General features: G+C 72.2%; 17 protein-coding genes and 1 riboswitch. Of the genes, 9 read left to right on the forward strand and 8 right to left on the reverse strand.

Annotated elements, in window-relative coordinates:
- Window positions 1–77 precede the first annotated feature (77 nt).
- From thiE to ACZ4Z4_RS19300, 3 genes are all read right to left on the reverse strand, one after another.
- Window positions 78–728: a thiamine phosphate synthase gene (gene thiE, locus ACZ4Z4_RS19290; RefSeq protein ID WP_468328352.1), complete on the reverse strand. Its 651-nt coding sequence runs from the start codon at window positions 726–728 to the stop codon at window positions 78–80.
- A gap of 102 nt (window positions 729–830) precedes the next feature.
- Window positions 831–1196, reverse strand: coding sequence for an Rv2175c family DNA-binding protein (locus ACZ4Z4_RS19295; protein WP_468328353.1), 366 nt, complete (start codon window positions 1194–1196; stop codon window positions 831–833).
- A gap of 51 nt (window positions 1197–1247) precedes the next feature.
- Entirely contained in the window at window positions 1248–2411 is a 1164-nt protein-coding gene (locus ACZ4Z4_RS19300; protein WP_468328487.1) for an NAD(P)/FAD-dependent oxidoreductase, read from the reverse strand.
- A 202-nt stretch (window positions 2412–2613) separates the two neighbouring features.
- A riboswitch (TPP riboswitch) is annotated at window positions 2614–2727 on the forward strand.
- Here ACZ4Z4_RS19300 and thiO point away from each other — a divergent pair.
- From thiO to ACZ4Z4_RS19325, 5 genes are all read left to right on the forward strand, one after another.
- The gene (gene thiO / locus ACZ4Z4_RS19305; RefSeq protein ID WP_468328355.1) at window positions 2725–3933 is read left to right on the forward strand and encodes a glycine oxidase ThiO; all 1209 of its coding nucleotides are present in this window, start codon (window positions 2725–2727) and stop codon (window positions 3931–3933) included. It overlaps the preceding riboswitch by 3 nt.
- The gene (gene thiS / locus ACZ4Z4_RS19310) at window positions 3930–4142 is read left to right on the forward strand and encodes a sulfur carrier protein ThiS (RefSeq protein ID WP_468328357.1); all 213 of its coding nucleotides are present in this window, start codon (window positions 3930–3932) and stop codon (window positions 4140–4142) included. Before thiO ends, thiS begins: the two co-directional genes overlap by 4 nt.
- Window positions 4143–4148: 6 nt before the next feature.
- Window positions 4149–4952 (forward strand): thiazole synthase, encoded by an 804-nt coding sequence (locus ACZ4Z4_RS19315; RefSeq protein ID WP_468328359.1) that lies wholly within the window; start codon window positions 4149–4151, stop codon window positions 4950–4952.
- A 349-nt stretch (window positions 4953–5301) separates the two neighbouring features.
- Entirely contained in the window at window positions 5302–7269 is a 1968-nt protein-coding gene (pknB, locus tag ACZ4Z4_RS19320; RefSeq protein ID WP_468328361.1) for a Stk1 family PASTA domain-containing Ser/Thr kinase, read from the forward strand.
- Window positions 7270–7362: 93 nt separating this feature from the next.
- Window positions 7363–8247 carry a deoxyribonuclease IV gene (locus ACZ4Z4_RS19325; protein ID WP_468328363.1) on the forward strand — a complete coding sequence of 295 codons (885 nt, stop codon included), beginning with the start codon at window positions 7363–7365 and terminating at the stop codon, window positions 8245–8247.
- 8 nt (window positions 8248–8255) lie between these two features.
- Here the strand turns inward: ACZ4Z4_RS19325 and ACZ4Z4_RS19330 are convergent, their stop codons facing one another.
- Window positions 8256–8888, reverse strand: coding sequence for a sulfite oxidase-like oxidoreductase (locus ACZ4Z4_RS19330; protein ID WP_468328365.1), 633 nt, complete (start codon window positions 8886–8888; stop codon window positions 8256–8258).
- Window positions 8889–9053: 165 nt separating this feature from the next.
- Here ACZ4Z4_RS19330 and bfr point away from each other — a divergent pair, with 165 nt between their 5' ends.
- Entirely contained in the window at window positions 9054–9533 is a 480-nt protein-coding gene (gene bfr / locus ACZ4Z4_RS19335) for a bacterioferritin (RefSeq protein ID WP_468328367.1), read from the forward strand.
- Here the strand turns inward: bfr and ACZ4Z4_RS19340 are convergent.
- The 3 genes from ACZ4Z4_RS19340 to ACZ4Z4_RS19350 form a co-directional block, all read right to left on the reverse strand.
- On the reverse strand, window positions 9530–9775 hold the full coding sequence (locus tag ACZ4Z4_RS19340; protein WP_468328369.1) for a (2Fe-2S)-binding protein: 246 nt from the start codon (window positions 9773–9775) through the stop codon (window positions 9530–9532). The two genes, bfr and ACZ4Z4_RS19340, sit on opposite strands and share 4 nt — an antisense overlap.
- A gap of 167 nt (window positions 9776–9942) precedes the next feature.
- Window positions 9943–11295: a class II 3-deoxy-7-phosphoheptulonate synthase gene (locus ACZ4Z4_RS19345; RefSeq protein ID WP_468328371.1), complete on the reverse strand. Its 1353-nt coding sequence runs from the start codon at window positions 11293–11295 to the stop codon at window positions 9943–9945.
- Between the two features lie 35 nt (window positions 11296–11330).
- Window positions 11331–12260 (reverse strand): DUF2867 domain-containing protein, encoded by a 930-nt coding sequence (locus ACZ4Z4_RS19350; protein ID WP_468328373.1) that lies wholly within the window; start codon window positions 12258–12260, stop codon window positions 11331–11333.
- Window positions 12261–12304: 44 nt separating this feature from the next.
- Between ACZ4Z4_RS19350 and ACZ4Z4_RS19355 the strand changes: the two genes are divergently transcribed.
- The 3 genes from ACZ4Z4_RS19355 to ACZ4Z4_RS19365 all read left to right on the forward strand — a co-directional run bounded on the left by ACZ4Z4_RS19355 (window position 12305) and on the right by ACZ4Z4_RS19365 (window position 14975).
- Window positions 12305–12898 (forward strand): TetR/AcrR family transcriptional regulator, encoded by a 594-nt coding sequence (locus ACZ4Z4_RS19355; RefSeq protein WP_468328375.1) that lies wholly within the window; start codon window positions 12305–12307, stop codon window positions 12896–12898.
- Window positions 12899–12908: 10 nt separating this feature from the next.
- A complete protein-coding gene (locus ACZ4Z4_RS19360) occupies window positions 12909–12968 on the forward strand; it encodes a trp operon leader peptide (protein WP_106977022.1) in 60 nt (19 codons plus the stop codon).
- A 108-nt stretch (window positions 12969–13076) separates the two neighbouring features.
- Window positions 13077–14975, forward strand: a complete 1899-nt coding sequence (locus ACZ4Z4_RS19365) for an anthranilate synthase family protein (protein ID WP_468328377.1) — start codon at window positions 13077–13079, stop codon at window positions 14973–14975.
- Here ACZ4Z4_RS19365 and ACZ4Z4_RS19370 read toward each other — a convergent pair.
- Window positions 14918–15922 (reverse strand): 2-hydroxyacid dehydrogenase, encoded by a 1005-nt coding sequence (locus ACZ4Z4_RS19370; RefSeq protein WP_468328379.1) that lies wholly within the window; start codon window positions 15920–15922, stop codon window positions 14918–14920. The two genes, ACZ4Z4_RS19365 and ACZ4Z4_RS19370, sit on opposite strands and share 58 nt — an antisense overlap.
- Between the last annotated feature and the right edge of the window lie 63 nt (window positions 15923–15985).

Here is a 15985-nt window from a genome sequence, read left to right on the forward strand (position 1 = left end):
GTCACCCAACCAGACCTGGTTGATTTAGCCGATTTGCCGCTTTGTTGTCCACGGATCGGACACTTCCGGGCTGTTGATCAGACAGATGTACGCAGCCGCTTCGCGAACTCCGCGGCGGCGGCCCCGGGGTCGTCGGCCTCGGTGATCGCCCGCACCACGACGACGCGCCGCGCACCCGCCTCAAGGACCTCGTCCAGGTTGCCCGCGTCGATGCCGCCGATGGCGAACCAGGGCCGGTCCGTGCCGAGCGAGGCCGTGTACCGCACCAGGTCGAGGCCCGGGGCGTGGCGGCCCGGCTTGGTCGGCGTGGGCCAGCACGGCCCCGTGCAGAAGTAGTCCACGCCCTCCTGGACGGCGGCCGCGGCGGCCTCCGGCTCGGCGTGCGTGGAGCGGCCCACGAGGACGTCCGCGCCGAGGATGGCGCGGGCCGCGGGGACGGGCAGGTCGCCCTGGCCGAGGTGCAGCACGTCGGCGCCGACGGCGTGCGCGACGTCCGCGCGGTCGTTGACCGCGAAGAGCTTGCCGTGCCGCCGTGCGGCGTCCGCGAAGACCTCGAGGTGCGCCAGCTCCTCGCCGGCCTCCATGCCCTTGTCGCGCAGCTGCACGATGTCGACGCCGCCCGCCAGGACCGCGTCGAGGAACTCCGGGAGGTCCCCCTGCCGCTTGCGGGCGTCCGTGCAGAGATAGAGCCGGGCGTCCGCGAGCCGGGCGCGGTGGTCGGCGGCCATGGAGAAGTCCCCCCGTTGTCGGTGGCGTACCGGACCGCATGACGTCACGCGGCCCGCTACGCCGGACGGTGTACTCAGGTCAGACGGCGAGTGTCTGCCTGCTCAGACGGCGAGCGCCTGGGCGCGGCGCTTCACCTCCGTGCCGCGATTCTCGCTCAGGGCCTGCACGGGGGTGCCGGGCAGGGTCGGGTCGGGGGTGAAGAGCCACTCCAGCATCTCCTCGTCGGAGAAGCCGTCGTCCCGCAGGAGCGTCAGGGTGCCGGTGAGGCCCTTGACGACCTTGTCGCCGTCGATGAAGGCGGCGGGCACCTGGAGCGCCCGGTTCTCCCCGCGGCGCACGGCGATCAGCTGGCCCTCCTTGACCAGCTGGCGCACACGGGTCACCTCGACGTCGAGCATTTCGGCGATGTCGGGGAGGTGCAGCCACTCGGGGACAAGAGCGTCAGTCTTTGCGTCAATCTCGGTCACTGTCCCAGCGTATCTCTGGCCACTGACACACACCGGGCGGCGGCCGTCCGGCTACCGGACCGCCTTCTTCAGGGGGACCGAAGGGTCTGCCGCCGATACAGGGTCCAGCCGGGCGCCGGACTCGATCAGTTTGCGGCCCTGGGCCAGGTCCCTGGGGCGGCCCACCGCGAGGACCGCCACCAGGGCGCCCTCCCGCAGCCAGCACACCGACCAGGCCACACCCGTCGGGTCGCCGCGCCACACCAGCTCGTCCGCCGAGGCGTGGTGGCCCGCGTACTGCACGAAGCGGCCGAACTGCTCCGACCAGAAGTACGGCACGGGGTCGTACGCCGCGGGTGTCTCGCCGATGATGTTCGCCGCCACCGTGCGCGGGCCCTGGAGCGCGTTGTCCCAGTGGTGGACGAGCAGACGCTCCCCGTACCTTCCCGAAGGGAAGGAAGAGCAGTCGCCGACCGCGTAGACGTCGGGCGCCGAGGTGCGCAGGTGGGCGTCGGCCACGACCTCCCCGTGGCTGCCCAGTGCGATGCCGGAGCCGGTCAGCCAGGCCGTCGCGGGCCGTGCCCCGATGCCGACGACGACGGCGCCGGCGGGCAGCCGGGTCCCGTCGGACAGGACGACGGTGCCCGGTTCGACACGCTCCACGCGCGCGTGGGTGCGCAGGACCGCTCCGGAGTCCGCGTACCAGCCCGTCATGGGGGCCGCGACCTCTTCGGGCAGCGCTCCGGCGAGCGGCCGTGCGGCGGCCTCGACCACGGTGACGGAACAGCCCGCCTCGCGCGCGGCGGTCGCGAACTCCGCGCCGATCCAGCCCGCCCCGACGATCACGACGTCCCGCTGCTCGGCGAGGACCGGGCGCAGCCGCTCGGCGTCGTCCAGGGTGCGCAGGAGGTGGACCCCCTGGACTCCCTCGGTGCCGGGCAACCGGACCGGTTCGGCGCCGGTCGCGAGGACCAGCACGTCGTACGCGAGGGGGCCGTCGGCGGTGTCGAGCCGGTGGTCGGCGGGGCGCACGCCGGTGACCTCGCGGCCCAGGACCAGCTCGATGCCGAGCGCCTCGAAGTCGATGTCGAAGGCGGAGCCCTCCGCCTTGCCGAGCAGCACCGCCTTGGACAGCGGCGGCCTGTCGTACGGCTGGTGTGGCTCCGCCCCGACGACGGTGACCGGACCGGCGAACCCCTGTTCGCGCAGGGCCACCGCGGTCTGCACCCCGGCCATGCCGGCCCCGACGACGACGACGCGCCGCTCCGTCTGCCGCTGATTTCCGCTCTGTGTCTGCTGCTCGCTCACCCGATCACTGTAGGGCGGCGGCCCCGGGCGCCCTCAGACGGCTGCGAGGAGATCTCTGACACACCGTCACCGCCCGTACCCGGACAGCTCCCCTACTGCCACGCGGAGCGACGGGCTAGGGTGGCCGGTGCAGAGCACTCGCGGGAGCCCGGACGCACCGGGCTGAGAGGGAGGCTGGGACGGCCTCCGACCGTACGAACCTGATCCGGGTCATGCCGGCGAAGGGAGGGGCTGGACGCCCATGCATCCACGTACGACAGCACCATCCGCCACCTCTGACGTCCTTGTCGTCGGAGGCGGCGTCATCGGCCTGGTCACGGCCTGGCGGGCCGCCGGGCGCGGACTGTCCGTCGCGCTCGTCGACCCGGCGCCGGGCGGGGGCGCCGCGCAGGTCGCGGCGGGCATGCTGGCCGCCGTCACCGAACTCCACTACGGCGAGCAGACACTGCTCGGCATCAACGTCGAATCCGCCCGCCGCTACCCCGCCTTCGCCGCCGAGCTGACCGAGGCGAGCGGACAGGATCTCGGCTACCGCGCGTGCGGCACGCTCGCCGTCGCGCTCGACTCCGACGACCGCGCCCACCTGCGCGAACTGCACGCCCTGCAACGCCGTTCGGGGCTTGACTCCGAGTGGCTGAGCGGCCGGGAGTGCCGCCGTCTGGAGCCGATGCTCGCCCCGGGCGTACGGGGCGGGCTGCGGGTCGACGGCGACCACCAGGTCGACCCGCGGCGGCTCGCGGCGGCGCTCGTGGTGGCCTGCGAGCGGGCCGGTGTGACCTTCCACCGCGCGTGGGCCGAGCGCCTCTCGGTCGTACGCGACCGGGCGCGCGGCGTCGTCCTCGCGGACGGCACCGAGCTGGGCGCGGGCCTGACCGTCCTCGCGGCGGGCAGTCTCAGCGGGCGTCTCGGGGGTGTCCCCGAGGACGTCCTGCCGCCCGTGCGGCCCGTGAAGGGCCAGGTCCTGCGGCTGACGGTGCCGAAGCCGTACGCGCCGTTCCTGAGCCGCACCGTGCGGGCCGTGGTGCGCGGCAGCCACGTCTACCTCGTGCCGCGGGAGAACGGCGAGCTCGTCGTGGGCGCGACCAGCGAGGAGCTCGGCTGGGACACCACGGTGACCGCGGGCGGCGTCTACGAACTCCTGCGGGACGCGCACGAACTGGTCCCCGGCATCACGGAACTGCCGCTGACCGAGACCCGTGCGGGCCTGCGCCCCGGCTCCCCCGACAACGCGCCGCTGCTCGGCCCGACGCGGCTCGCGGGACTCCACCTGGCCACCGGCCACCACCGCAACGGCATCCTCCTGACGCCCCTCACGGGTGACGTCATGGCCCACGCCCTGACCACCGGCGAACTGCCGGACGTAGCGCGTCCGTTCACCCCGCGCCGCTTCGCCGAGCCCTCCCCCGTACCCCCTCCCGCCACACCGCACTTCACGGAGCAGCACGCATGAGCACGCCCTTCGCCGTTTCCGTCAATGGGGAGGTACGCGACGTGGCCTCGGGCACCACGCTCGAAGCCGTCGTGGCCACCCTCTCCTCGGCGCACTCCGGTGTCGCCGCCGCCGTCAACGAAACCGTCGTCCCGCGCGCGCAGTGGCCCACCACGACGCTCGCCGCGGGCGACCGCGTCGAGATACTCACCGCCGTCCAGGGAGGCTGAAGCACCATGGCAGACGACCCCTTCGTCATCGGCGGGCTCACCCTCTCCTCGCGCCTGATCATGGGCACGGGAGGGGCGCCCAGCCTCGACATCCTGGAGCGGTCCCTCATCGCGTCCGGCACGGAGCTGACCACCGTCGCGATGCGCCGCCTCGACCCGGGCGTCCAGGGCTCCGTGCTCTCCGTCCTCGACCGGCTCGGCATCCGCGTCCTGCCCAACACGGCGGGCTGCTTCACGGCGGGCGAGGCCGTCCTCACCGCCCGGCTCGCACGGGAGGCGCTCGGCACGGACCTGGTGAAGCTGGAGGTGATCGCCGACGAGCGCACCCTGCTGCCCGACCCGGTCGAGCTCCTGGACGCGGCCGAGACCCTGGTGGACGACGGTTTCACCGTCCTGCCCTACACGAACGACGACCCGGTGCTCGCGCGGAAGCTGGAGGACGTGGGGTGCGCGGCGATCATGCCGCTCGGCTCGCCCATCGGCTCCGGGCTCGGCATCCGCAACCCGCACAACTTCCAGCTGATCGTGGAGCACGCGCGCGTGCCGGTGATCCTCGACGCGGGGGCGGGCACGGCGTCCGACGCGGCGATCGCGATGGAGCTGGGGTGCGCGGGCGTGATGCTCGCCTCCGCGGTGACGCGGGCGCAGGAGCCGGTCCTGATGGCCGAGGCCATGCGGCACGGCGTGGAGGCAGGGCGGCTCGCGCACCGGGCCGGGCGGATTCCGCGTCGGCACTTCGCGGAGGCGTCCTCTCCTGCGGAGGGCTTGGCCCGGCTCGATCCGGAGCGGCCTGCCTTCGGCGCGCCTTAGGGGGTGCGGGGCTCTGTTCGCTCGCGGCTGCCCGCCGGTGGGGGGCTTGTCGCGCAGTTCCCCGCGCCCCTGAGGGGGCGCCCCGTGCCGTCGCCTGTCACAGCTCGGAGGCGTCCTCCCCTGTGGAGGGCTTGGCCCGGCTCGATCCGGAGCGGCCTGCCTTCGGGGCGCCCTAGGGGGTGCGGGGATGCGGCCGTGCGCGGCCGCCCGCCGGTGGGGGCTTGTCGCGCAGTTCCCCGCGCCCCTGAGGGGGCGCCCCGTGCCGTCGCCTGTCACAGCTCGGTCGCAGTCGCGCCGTGACCGGGCACGGGCCGGTCGGCGTGTCGGTGGCTGCTCGTAGACTCCCTCTGTGGACACGACCCTTCAGGACCCGCTCGTCGGGCAGCTGCTCGACAGCCGTTACCGCGTCGACGGGCGCATCGCGGTCGGCGGGATGGCCACGGTCTACCGGGCCGTGGACACCCGCCTCGACCGCGTCCTCGCGCTCAAGGTGATGCATCCGACGCTGGCGGCCGACGCCTCCTTCGTCGACCGCTTCATCCGCGAGGCCAAGTCGGTGGCCCGCCTCTCCCATCCGAACGTGGTCGGCGTGTTCGACCAGGGCACGGACGGGTCGTACGTCTACCTCGCGATGGAGTACATCGCGGGCTGCACCCTGCGCGACGTCCTGCGCGAGCGCGGCGCCCTTCAGCCGCGGGCCGCCCTCGACATCCTGGAGCCGGTCCTCGCCGCGCTCGGCGCCGCGCACCGCGCGGGCTTCGTGCACCGCGACATGAAGCCGGAGAACGTCCTCATAGGGGACGACGGCCGCGTGAAGGTCGCCGACTTCGGGCTCGTCCGCGCGGTGGACACGGTCACGAACACGACGGGCACCGTCCTCGGCACCGTGTCGTACCTCGCCCCCGAGCAGATCGAGCACGGCACGGCGGACACCCGCGTCGACGTGTACGCGTGCGGGGTCGTGCTCTACGAGATGCTGACCGGCGCCAAGCCGCACTCCGGGGACTCCCCCGCCCAGGTCCTCTACCAGCACCTCAACGAAGACGTGCCGCCCCCGTCTGCGGCCGTCCCCGGGCTCCCCTTCGCCCTCGACGAGCTGGTCGCCGCCGCCACCGCGCGCACCCCGGACATCCGGCCGTACGACGCGGTGGCGCTCCTCGCGCAGCTCAGGGAGGCGCGGGCCGGCCTGACCGAGGAGCAGCTCGACGCCGTGCCCCCGCAGGCACACCCGGCGGACCAGGAGCACCGCGACATCTCCGGGGACCGCACGAGCGTGATCCCGCGCGCGGCGCGCTCCGTGCAGCTCCCGCTGCCCGCGGAGGGCGAGCAGGAGCAGCGGGGTGGCCAGGACGCGCTGAATCGCACCAGCGTTCTCACGACCCCGCCGCCCGGCCCGCCCACCGCCGCACCGGCCTCCCGGCGGCGGTTCGACCCGCGCCGCCGCACGATCGCGGTCATAGCCGGTGTCCTGCTGGTCCTGGGCCTCGGCACGGGCATCTGGTACATCAATTCCGGCCAGTTCACGGAGGTCCCGCCGATCCTGGCGAAGACCGAGGCGCAGGCGAAGCAGCGGCTCGACGACGCCGGTCTCGAGGTCAAGGACGTCAAGCGCGCCCACAGCGACACGGACAAGCGCGGCACGGTCATGAACACCGACCCCGCGGTGGGCGACCGCATCCGGCAGAACGACGGGGTGACGCTGACCATCTCCCTGGGCCCGGAGACCGTGAAGGTCCCGAACGTGAAGAACCTGCCGCTGGCCACGGCGAAGAAGGAGCTCAAGAGCTCCGGGCTCGCGCCGGGCATGGTCACCAAGAGCTTCAGCGAGGACATCGACAAGGGCTCCGTGATCAGCACGGACCCGCGGGCCGGCTTCACCCGCAAGGCGGGCTCGGCCGTCGCCCTGGTCGTCAGCAAGGGCCGCCCGGTCGAGATCCCCGACGTGAGGGGTGACTCCCAGGCCGACGCCACCGAGGAGCTGGAGGACGCCGGGCTGAAGGTCGAGATCGCCCCGGCCCGGGTCCACTCCGACGAGGACAAGGGTGATGTCGTCAAGCAGTCGCCCGACCGGAACGAGACGGTCGCGGAGGGCGACACGGTCACGCTGACGATCTCCAAGGGCCCGCCGATGGTCGAGGTGCCGGACGTCACCGGCATGAGCGTCGACGAGGCCAAGGACGAGCTGGAGGGCGCGGGCTTCGAGGTCGACGAGGACCGCGGCCTGCTGGGCATCTTCGGGGACACCGTGAAGAAGCAGTCGGTGGACGGCGGCGACAAGGCGCCGAAGAACTCGACGATCACCATCACGATCCGCTGAGCCGGACGCCGGGCCCCGGCCCGGCGTCGCCCGGCCCGGTGCCGCCCCCGCACCGTTCGGGAGCACCCCCGCCCGCGTGCCACCCTTGACGTCGTGAGCAGCAACAAGTCCCCCAACGCACTGTCCCGCAATCCCGTCGGCGGCCACGTCCCGGTGGCCGGCGGACTCGCCTCCGTCGGCCTGTCGTACGCCCGTGACCTCGGCGCCGAGGCCGTCCAGGTCTTCGTCGCCAACCCGCGCGGCTGGGCGACCCCGCCCGGCAACCCGAAGCAGGACGAGGCGTTCCGCGCGGCCTGTGCCGCCGAGAACATCCCGGCGTACGTCCACGCGCCCTACCTCATCAACTTCGGCTCGCACACCGAGGCGACCGTCGAGAAGTCCGTGGAGTCCCTGCGCCACTCGCTGCGCCGGGCCCGCGAGATCGGCGCGCTCGGCGTCGTCGTGCACACCGGCTCGGCGACCGGCGGCCGGGACCGGGCGGTCGCCCTGCGGCAGGTGCGCGACCGGATGCTGCCGCTCCTCGACGAGCTGACGCACGACGACGACCCGTTCCTGCTCCTGGAGTCGACCGCGGGCCAGGGCGCCTCGCTCTGCTCCCGCACCTGGGACTTCGGCCCGTACTTCGAGGCGCTGGACGCCCACCCCAAGCTGGGCATCTGCCTGGACACCTGCCACATCTACGCGGCTGGCCACGACCTGACGGGCCCGGGCGGCATGAAGCAGACCCTGGACCTCCTGGTGGACACGGTCGGCGAGGGCCGTCTGAAGCTCGTGCACGCCAACGACTCCAAGGACGTCGTCGGCGCCCACAAGGACCGCCACGAGAACATCGGCACCGGCCACATCGGCGAGGAGCCCTTCCGCGAGCTGATGCTCCACCCGGCCACCGACGGCGTGCCGCTGGTGATCGAGACGCCCGGCGGCAAGGAGGGGCACGCGGCGGACGTGGCGCGCCTGAAGGGGCTCAGGAGCGCGTAGGCAAGGCTCTAGAACTCGGGGCCGTCCCCGGGCTCCTCCTGGTACGAGTAGCGCTGTTCCCGCCAGGGGTCGCCGAGGTTGTGGTAGCCGCGCTCCTCCCAGAAGCCGCGGCGGTCGGCGGTCATGTACTCGACGCCGCGGACCCACTTGGGGCCCTTCCACGCGTACAGGTGGGGCACCACGAGCCGGAGCGGGAAGCCGTGTTCCGCGGTGAGCAGTTCGCCGCCCTTGTGCGTGGCGAAAATCGTGCGGTCGGAGGCGAAGTCCGCCATGCGCAGGTTGGAGCTGAAGCCGTACTCGGCCCAGACCATCACATGGGTGGCGTTCGGCGCGGGCGGGGCGAGCTCCAGGAGCGTGCGGGCCGGCACCCCGCCCCATTCGGCGCCGAGCATGCTGAACTTCGTGACGCAGTGCAGGTCGGCGACGACGGTGTCGTACGGCAGGGCGGAGAATTCCTCGTGCGTCCAGCGGTGCTTCGCGCCGTCGGCGGTGGCGCCGAAAACCCTGAACTCCCAGCGCTCGGGACGGAACTTCGGCACTGGTCCGTAGTGCGTGACCGGCCAGCCGCGCTGCAGCCGCTGACCCGGCGGAAGCTCCGGCTCCGCCGCCTGTCGAGATGCGCGTTCCGCCGGCTGACCCATGACTCCATCCTGACAGACCCGGGGCGGTGGACGTGACCAGACGAAGTCTGACAGATACGGATTCGGGCAACTCCTACTAAGCGTGCACTTACTGGACGCCCTCCGAACACCGGTGCAAAGATGCGCGCTACCTGCCCAGTCACCCGCGTGGAAGGAGCCTCTGCGATGCAGGGCGACCCCGAGGTCATTGAATTTCTCAACGAGCAGCTGACCGCCGAACTGACGGCGATCAACCAGTACTTTCTCCACGCCAAGATGCAGGAGAACTTCGGCTGGACGAAGCTCGCGAAGTACACCCGGTCAGAGTCGTTCGACGAGATGAAGCACGCGGAGGTGCTGACCGACCGGATTCTGTTCCTCGACGGCCTGCCCAACTACCAGCGGCTCTTCCACGTCCGGGTGGGCCAGACGGTCACCGAGATGTTCCAGGCGGACCGGCAGGTCGAGGTGGAGGCGATCGACCGCCTCAAGCGGGGCATCGAGGTGATGCGCGCCAAGGGCGACATCACGTCCGCGAACATCTTCGAGTCGATCCTCGCCGACGAGGAGCACCACATCGACTATCTCGACACCCAGCTGGAGCTCGTCGAGAAGCTGGGCGAGCCGCTCTACCTCGCGCAGCTCATCGAGCAGCCGGAGGGCTAGGCCGCCCGCTGGACGGTTTCGTCCAGGCCGGAGAGCACCGGCTCTCCCTGGTCCGCCAGCTCGCGGCGGGGGCAGGCGCCCCGGCCGAGCAGCGCCTGGATGCGGCGCACGCACGAACCGCAGTCCGTACCCGCCTTGCAGGCCGAGGCTATCTGGCGGGGGGTGCAGGCCCCGTCCGCCGCGTGCTTCTTCACCTGCGCCTCGGTGACCCCGAAGCAGTTGCAGACGTACACGCGGTTCACCTCCCGGACAGATCAGGACGGACAGGACTCATCGGTAGCGCCGTCCCGATTGATCGGTGAGGCTAACCTAACCTTACCCATCACACCGGGCACACAAAAGCCCGGATACGCCGGTGGGGCGCGGATCACACGGATCCGCGCCCCACACGTGCGTACAGCTCGAAGAACTACTGGTCGCGGTACATCTCCGCCACCAGGAACGCCAGGTCGAGCGACTGGCTGCGGTTGAGCCGCGGGTCGCAGGCCGTCTCGTAGCGCTGGTGGAGGTCGTCGACGAAGATCTCGTCGCCGCCGCCCACGCACTCGGTGACGTCGTCACCGGTGAGCTCGACGTGGATGCCGCCCGGGTGCGTGCCGAGCGCCTTGTGGACCTCGAAGAAGCCCTTGACCTCGTCGAGCACGTCGTCGAAGCGGCGGGTCTTGTGGCCCGAGGCCGCCTCGTAGGTGTTGCCGTGCATCGGGTCGGTGATCCAGGCGACGGTCGCGCCGGAGGCGGTGACCTTCTCGACCAGCTCGGGGAGCTTGTCGCGGACCTTGTCGGCGCCCATGCGGACGATGAAGGTCAGCCGGCCGGGCTCGCGGTCGGGGTCGAGGCGCTCGATGTACTGCAACGCCTCCTCGGCCGTCGTGGTCGGGCCGAGCTTGACGCCGATGGGGTTGCGCACCTGGGAGGCGAACTCGATGTGCGCGTGGTCCAGTTGGCGGGTGCGCTCACCGATCCAGACCATGTGGCCCGAGGTGTCATAGAGCCGGCCGGTGCGGGAGTCGACGCGGGTCAGCGCCGACTCGTAGTCGAGCAGCAGCGCCTCGTGGGAGGCGTAGAACTCGACGGTCTTGAACTCCTCCGGGTCGGTGCCGCAGGCCCGCATGAAGTTGAGCGCGTTGTCGATCTCGCGGGCCAGCTGCTCGTACCGCTGGCCGGAGGGGGACGACTTCACGAAGTCCTGGTTCCAGGCGTGCACCTGGCGCAGGTCGGCGTAACCGCCGGTGGTGAAGGCGCGCACCAGGTTGAGCGTGGAGGCGGAGGCGTTGTACATCCGCTTCAGGCGCTCGGGGTCCGGGATCCGGGCCTCTTCGGTGAAGTCGAAGCCGTTGACGGAGTCGCCCCGGTAGGTCGGGAGCGTCACGCCGTCGCGGGTCTCGGTCGGCTTGGAGCGCGGCTTGGAGTACTGCCCGGCGATGCGGCCGATCTTCACGACGGGCACGGACGCCGCGTACGTGAGGACGGCGCCCATCTGGAGCAGCGTCTTCAGCTTGTTCCGGATGTGGTCGGCGGAGACGGCGTCGAAGGCCTCCGCGCAGTCGCCGCCCTGGAGCAGGAACGCCTCTCCCTTGGCGACGGAGGCCAGTCGGGCGCGCAGCTGGTCGCACTCGCCCGCGAAGACGAGCGGCGGATACGACTCGAGGTCCGCGATCACATCGCGCAGAGCCTCGGCATCGGGGTACTCGGGCTGCTGCGCCGCGGGCAGGTTTCGCCAGGTGTTGCCACCGGTGGCGGTGGTCTTAGCGTTCACGGTCACCTCGTCAACATTACGTGGTGCAGCGCGCCGTCCATTCACCCGCTCACGAAGTGAGACGGAGCAGACACGTTGGAGTGATCGCTTCCCGTCGCCCGCTCGCCGGCGCTCGGTGCCGCGAGGGCGAGCCTGCGGTGGACGCGGCGCAGCATGGTGCGGGCCATGAAGGGGTGCACGGGCCGCACGAGCGCCCAGTAGAGCCTGGCGCGCGCGGTGTCCGCCCGGACGGCCGTGCTGAGCGTGACGTGCCGCTCGTCGACCAGGATCGAGGCGCGGGCGGTCAGCCCCGCCGTGTCCACGTCCATCAACAGCTCGCCGCCCTCGCGGGCGACCACCGGGAAGGCGTCGCGCAGGACGCCGGTCCAGGCCGCGGGGTCGCGAGGCAGCCCGGCGCGCAGCTCCATGTGGTACGCGTCGCGGTAGCCGGGGCGGTCCACGGCGGCCCGGAGCAGGCGGGCCTCCCGCGGCACCGCCACCGTCACCGGCCTCGGCCACCAGAGCCGGTTGAGCAGCCGCAGCCGGGGCGACCAGCGGACGGGCCGGGCGCAGCCGCCCGCCGCCGCGCGCTCGATGTTGTCGAAGAGCTCTTCGAGCATCGTGTCGTGCACGGGCCGGACCACCGTGGGCCACAGGAGGCGGTCGATGCCGGACTGCCGCATCTCCAGGACGTGCCGCACGAGGCAGCGCCCCTCCCCCCGCGGCTCGACCGTCAGCTCGTGGAAGCCGTCGTCCGGCGGGGTGAAGGCGAAGCGGACGCGGCGGCCCGGTTCGTACGCCGTGACCGCGTACCGGATCGGGCCGTGGCCGCCGGTCGCGCCCACGCCGAGGGGGCGGTCGAAGGTCATCGGCGCCCAGGCCGGGACGGGGAAGACCGGGTCGTCCTCGGCCGAGAGCCGGTCCAGCAGCGCCCCCACCGCCTCGGCCGGAGCCTCGACGACCCGCTCGTGCTCGTTGCGCACGACTCCCATGCCGCACCTCCATACGCTGGCGTACGGAAACCGTACGGTACCGTATGGACATGGCGCAACGGCAGCAGAAGAAGGCCTCGGCGAAGCCCCGGCTGACCGCCGACGACTGGGCGGACGCCGCCCTGACAGCGATCGGCGAGGGCGGGCTCGCGGCCGTCGCCGTGGAGCCCCTCGCGGTCCGCCTCGGCACCACCAAGGGCAGCTTCTACTGGCACTTCGCGAACCGTGACGCGCTCATCGACGCCGCCCTCGACCGCTGGGCCCAGCTCCACACGGAGGGGATGATCACGCACGTGGAGACCGAGCCGGACCCCCGCGAGCGGATCCGGCTGCTCTTCGCCGAGGCCATCACCGCCGCCGCCTCCGGCCCGCTGGAGGTGTCCCTCCTCGCGACCGCCGAGCACCCGCGGGTCGCGGCCGCCCTGCGGAAGGTGACCGAGCGCCGTCTGGCGTACGTCGCCGAGCTCTTCGCCGGCCTCGGCTTCCCCGAGGCGGAGGCGCGCCGGCGCGGGCTCCTCGCGTACAGCGTCTATCTGGGCCACACCCAGCTCGGCCACGCGGTGCCCTCGGCCGTGCCGACCGGCCCGGAACTCGGCGCGTACCTCGACGAGAGCCTCGATCTCCTGATGATGCGCTAGGGTGCGGGACATGCACGCGCAGACGACGACTCGAAACTGGTGGTGGCCCGCTCATCCGGCGGCCCACTGACTGCGCGTAGCCACAGACTCGCGAAGGCCGCCCGAGGGGCGGCCTTCAGTGTTCTCCGGACTTCCCGGGGCCGGGCCGTTCCTCTCCGAGTGAGAAGGAACCAGCCCCATGAACCCCGAGCACCTGCCCGACCTCCTGTCCGACGACCGCCCCTTCGCCCTGCTGCGCCGCCGCACCCCGGGCCGCGACCACGACACGGTCGAGGTCCTGATCGGCCCGACGGGGACGTACGACCGCCTCGCCGACCTCCCCGAAGGCCTCGCGCTCGTGCCCTTCCGGCAGATCAGGGAGCGCGGCTTCGACGTCCGCGACGACGGCACGCCGCTGACCGTCCTCACCCCCGAGGAGACGTACGAACTCCCGCTCGACGCGGTGCTCCCGGCGCTCCCCGCGCACGACGTGCGGGTCGAGGGCGGCGCCTTCGACGTGGACGACGCCGCCTACGCGGACATCGTGGGGCGCGTCCTGCGCGAGGAGATCGGCCGGGGCGAGGGCGCCAACTTCGTCATCCGCCGTACGTACGAGGGTGAGATCCCCGGCTTCGGCAGGGCCGACGCCCTCGCGCTCTTCCGGCGGCTGCTCGTGGGCGAGCGGGGCGCGTACTGGACGTACGTCGTGCACACCGGGGACCGCACGCTCGTCGGCGCCAGCCCCGAGGTGCACGTGCGGATGTCCGGCGGGACCGTCGTCATGAACCCCATCAGCGGCACCTACCGCTACCCCGCCGACGGGCCCACCCCCGACGACCTGCTCGCCTTCCTCTCCGACGGCAAGGAGATCGAGGAGCTCTCGATGGTCGTCGACGAGGAGCTCAAGATGATGTGCACCGTCGGCGACATGGGCGGCGTCGTGATCGGGCCGCGCCTGAAGGAGATGGCCCACCTCGCGCACACCGAGTACGAGCTGCGCGGCAAGTCGTCGCTGGACGTGCGGGAGGTCCTGAAGGAGACCATGTTCGCGGCGACCGTCACCGGGTCGCCCGTGCAGAACGCCTGCCGCGTCATCGAGCGGCACGAAACCGGTGGCCGGGGCTACTACGCGGGCGCCCTCGCGCTCATCGGCAGGGACGCGGGCGGCGCGCAGACCCTGGACTCCCCCATCCTGATCCGCACCGCCGACATCTCCCCGGCCGGGCGGCTGCGGGTGCCCGTGGGCGCCACGCTGGTGCGCGGCTCCGACCCCATGGGCGAGGTCGCCGAGACGCACGCGAAGGCCGCGGGGGTACTGGCCGCGCTGGGTGTGCGCCCCGGGCGTCCGCGCGAGGAGAGCGCGCGGCCCGCCCTCGCCGACGACCCCCGGGTGCGGGCGGCGCTGGACGGCAGGCGCGCCTCGCTCGCCCCGTTCTGGCTGCGGATGCAGGAGCCCGTGAGCGGACTCGCCGGCCACGCGCTCGTCGTGGACGGCGAGGACACCTTCACCGCGATGCTCGCGCACGTGCTGCGCTCCTGCGGCCTGCGGGTGTCGGTCCGGCGGTACGACGAGGAGGGGCTGCGGGAGACGGTGCTCGCGCACGAGGGGCCCGTCGTGCTCGGCCCCGGTCCCGGCGACCCGTCCGACCTCACCGACCCGAAGATGCGGTTCCTGCGCTCGCTGGCGGCCGAGGTCATCCGCGGCCACGCGCACGGCGTGCTCGGCGTCTGCCTCGGGCACGAGCTGATCGCCGCCGAGCTGGGCCTGGAGATCGTGCGCAAGGAAGTGCCGTACCAGGGCGCGCAGACCGGCATCGACCTGTTCGGGCGGCCCGAGACCGTCGGCTTCTACAACAGCTTCGTGGCGCACTGCGACGACGAGTCCGCCGCGGAGCTGGCCGCACACGGCGTGGAGGTCAGCAGGGAGGGGACCAGCGGCGAGGTGCACGCGCTGCGCGGGGCGGGCTTCGCGGGCGTGCAGTTCCACCCGGAGTCGGTGCTGACGCTGCGCGGCACCGCGATCGTGCGGGAGCTGCTCGGTCAGCTCCTGGCCGCCGCGGGCACCAGGACGTTCTCGGAGCGGCGGCCCGCGAGGTAGTCCAGGACGTTGTGCACGGTGGTGTCGATGATCTGGCCCACCGCGTCCGCGGTGTAGTACGCCTGGTGGGAGGTGACCACGACGTTCGGGAACGTGACGAGGCGGGCCAGCGTGTCGTCCTCGACGACCTCCAGGGACTTGTCGAGGAAGAAGAGTCCCGCCTCCGCCTCGTACACGTCCAGGCCGACCCCCGTGAAGCGTCCGGCGCGCAGCTCCCCGACGAGGGCGTCGGTGTCGATCAGGCCGCCGCGGCTGGAGTTCACCAGGATCGCGTCGTCCTTCATCGTCCGCAGCGCCGCGGCGTCGATGATGTGCCGGGTGGCCGGGAGCAGCGGCACGTGCAGGCTGACGAGGTCCGCCTCGGCGAGGAGCTCGTCTTTCGGCACGTACTTCATGCCGAGCTCGACGCAGGCGGGGTTCTCGGCGACGTCCCAGCCGAGCAGCCGCATGCCGAAGCCGTGCGCGATGCGGGTGAACGCCTCGCCGATCTTGCCCGTGCCGAGCACGCCGGCCGTGCGGCCCCGCAGGTCGCGCCCCATCAGGCCGTCGAGGCGGAAGTCGAAGTCGCGGGTGCGGTTGCTGGCGCGGACGATGCGGCGGTTGACGGCCATGGCCAGGGTCCAGGCGAACTCGGCCACGGAGTAGGGCGAGTAGTACGAGACGCGGGCGACGGTCAGGCCGAGGCGCTCGGCCACCGGCAGGTCGATGTTGTTGAACCCGGTGGAGCGCTGCGCGATCATCCGGGTCCCGCCGGCGGCGAGGGTCTGGAGCACCCGGTTGTCGAGGGTGGCGTTGACGCTGGAGGAGACGATCTCGTAGCCGGCGGCGATGGGGGCGGTGTCCTCGTTGAGGAACACGTCGAGGCAGCGGATGTCGTGGTGACCCTCGAAGGCCTTCTCGATCAGCGGCTTTTCGTCGGACTGCACGCCGAATGCGAGGATCTCCATGGATCTGAGTCTATTGACCGGTTTCCGGGACGGCACCCGGGGGGCCGTCCCGGAAACCGGAAC

Source organism: Streptomyces sp. NPDC030245 (assembly GCF_055572995.1).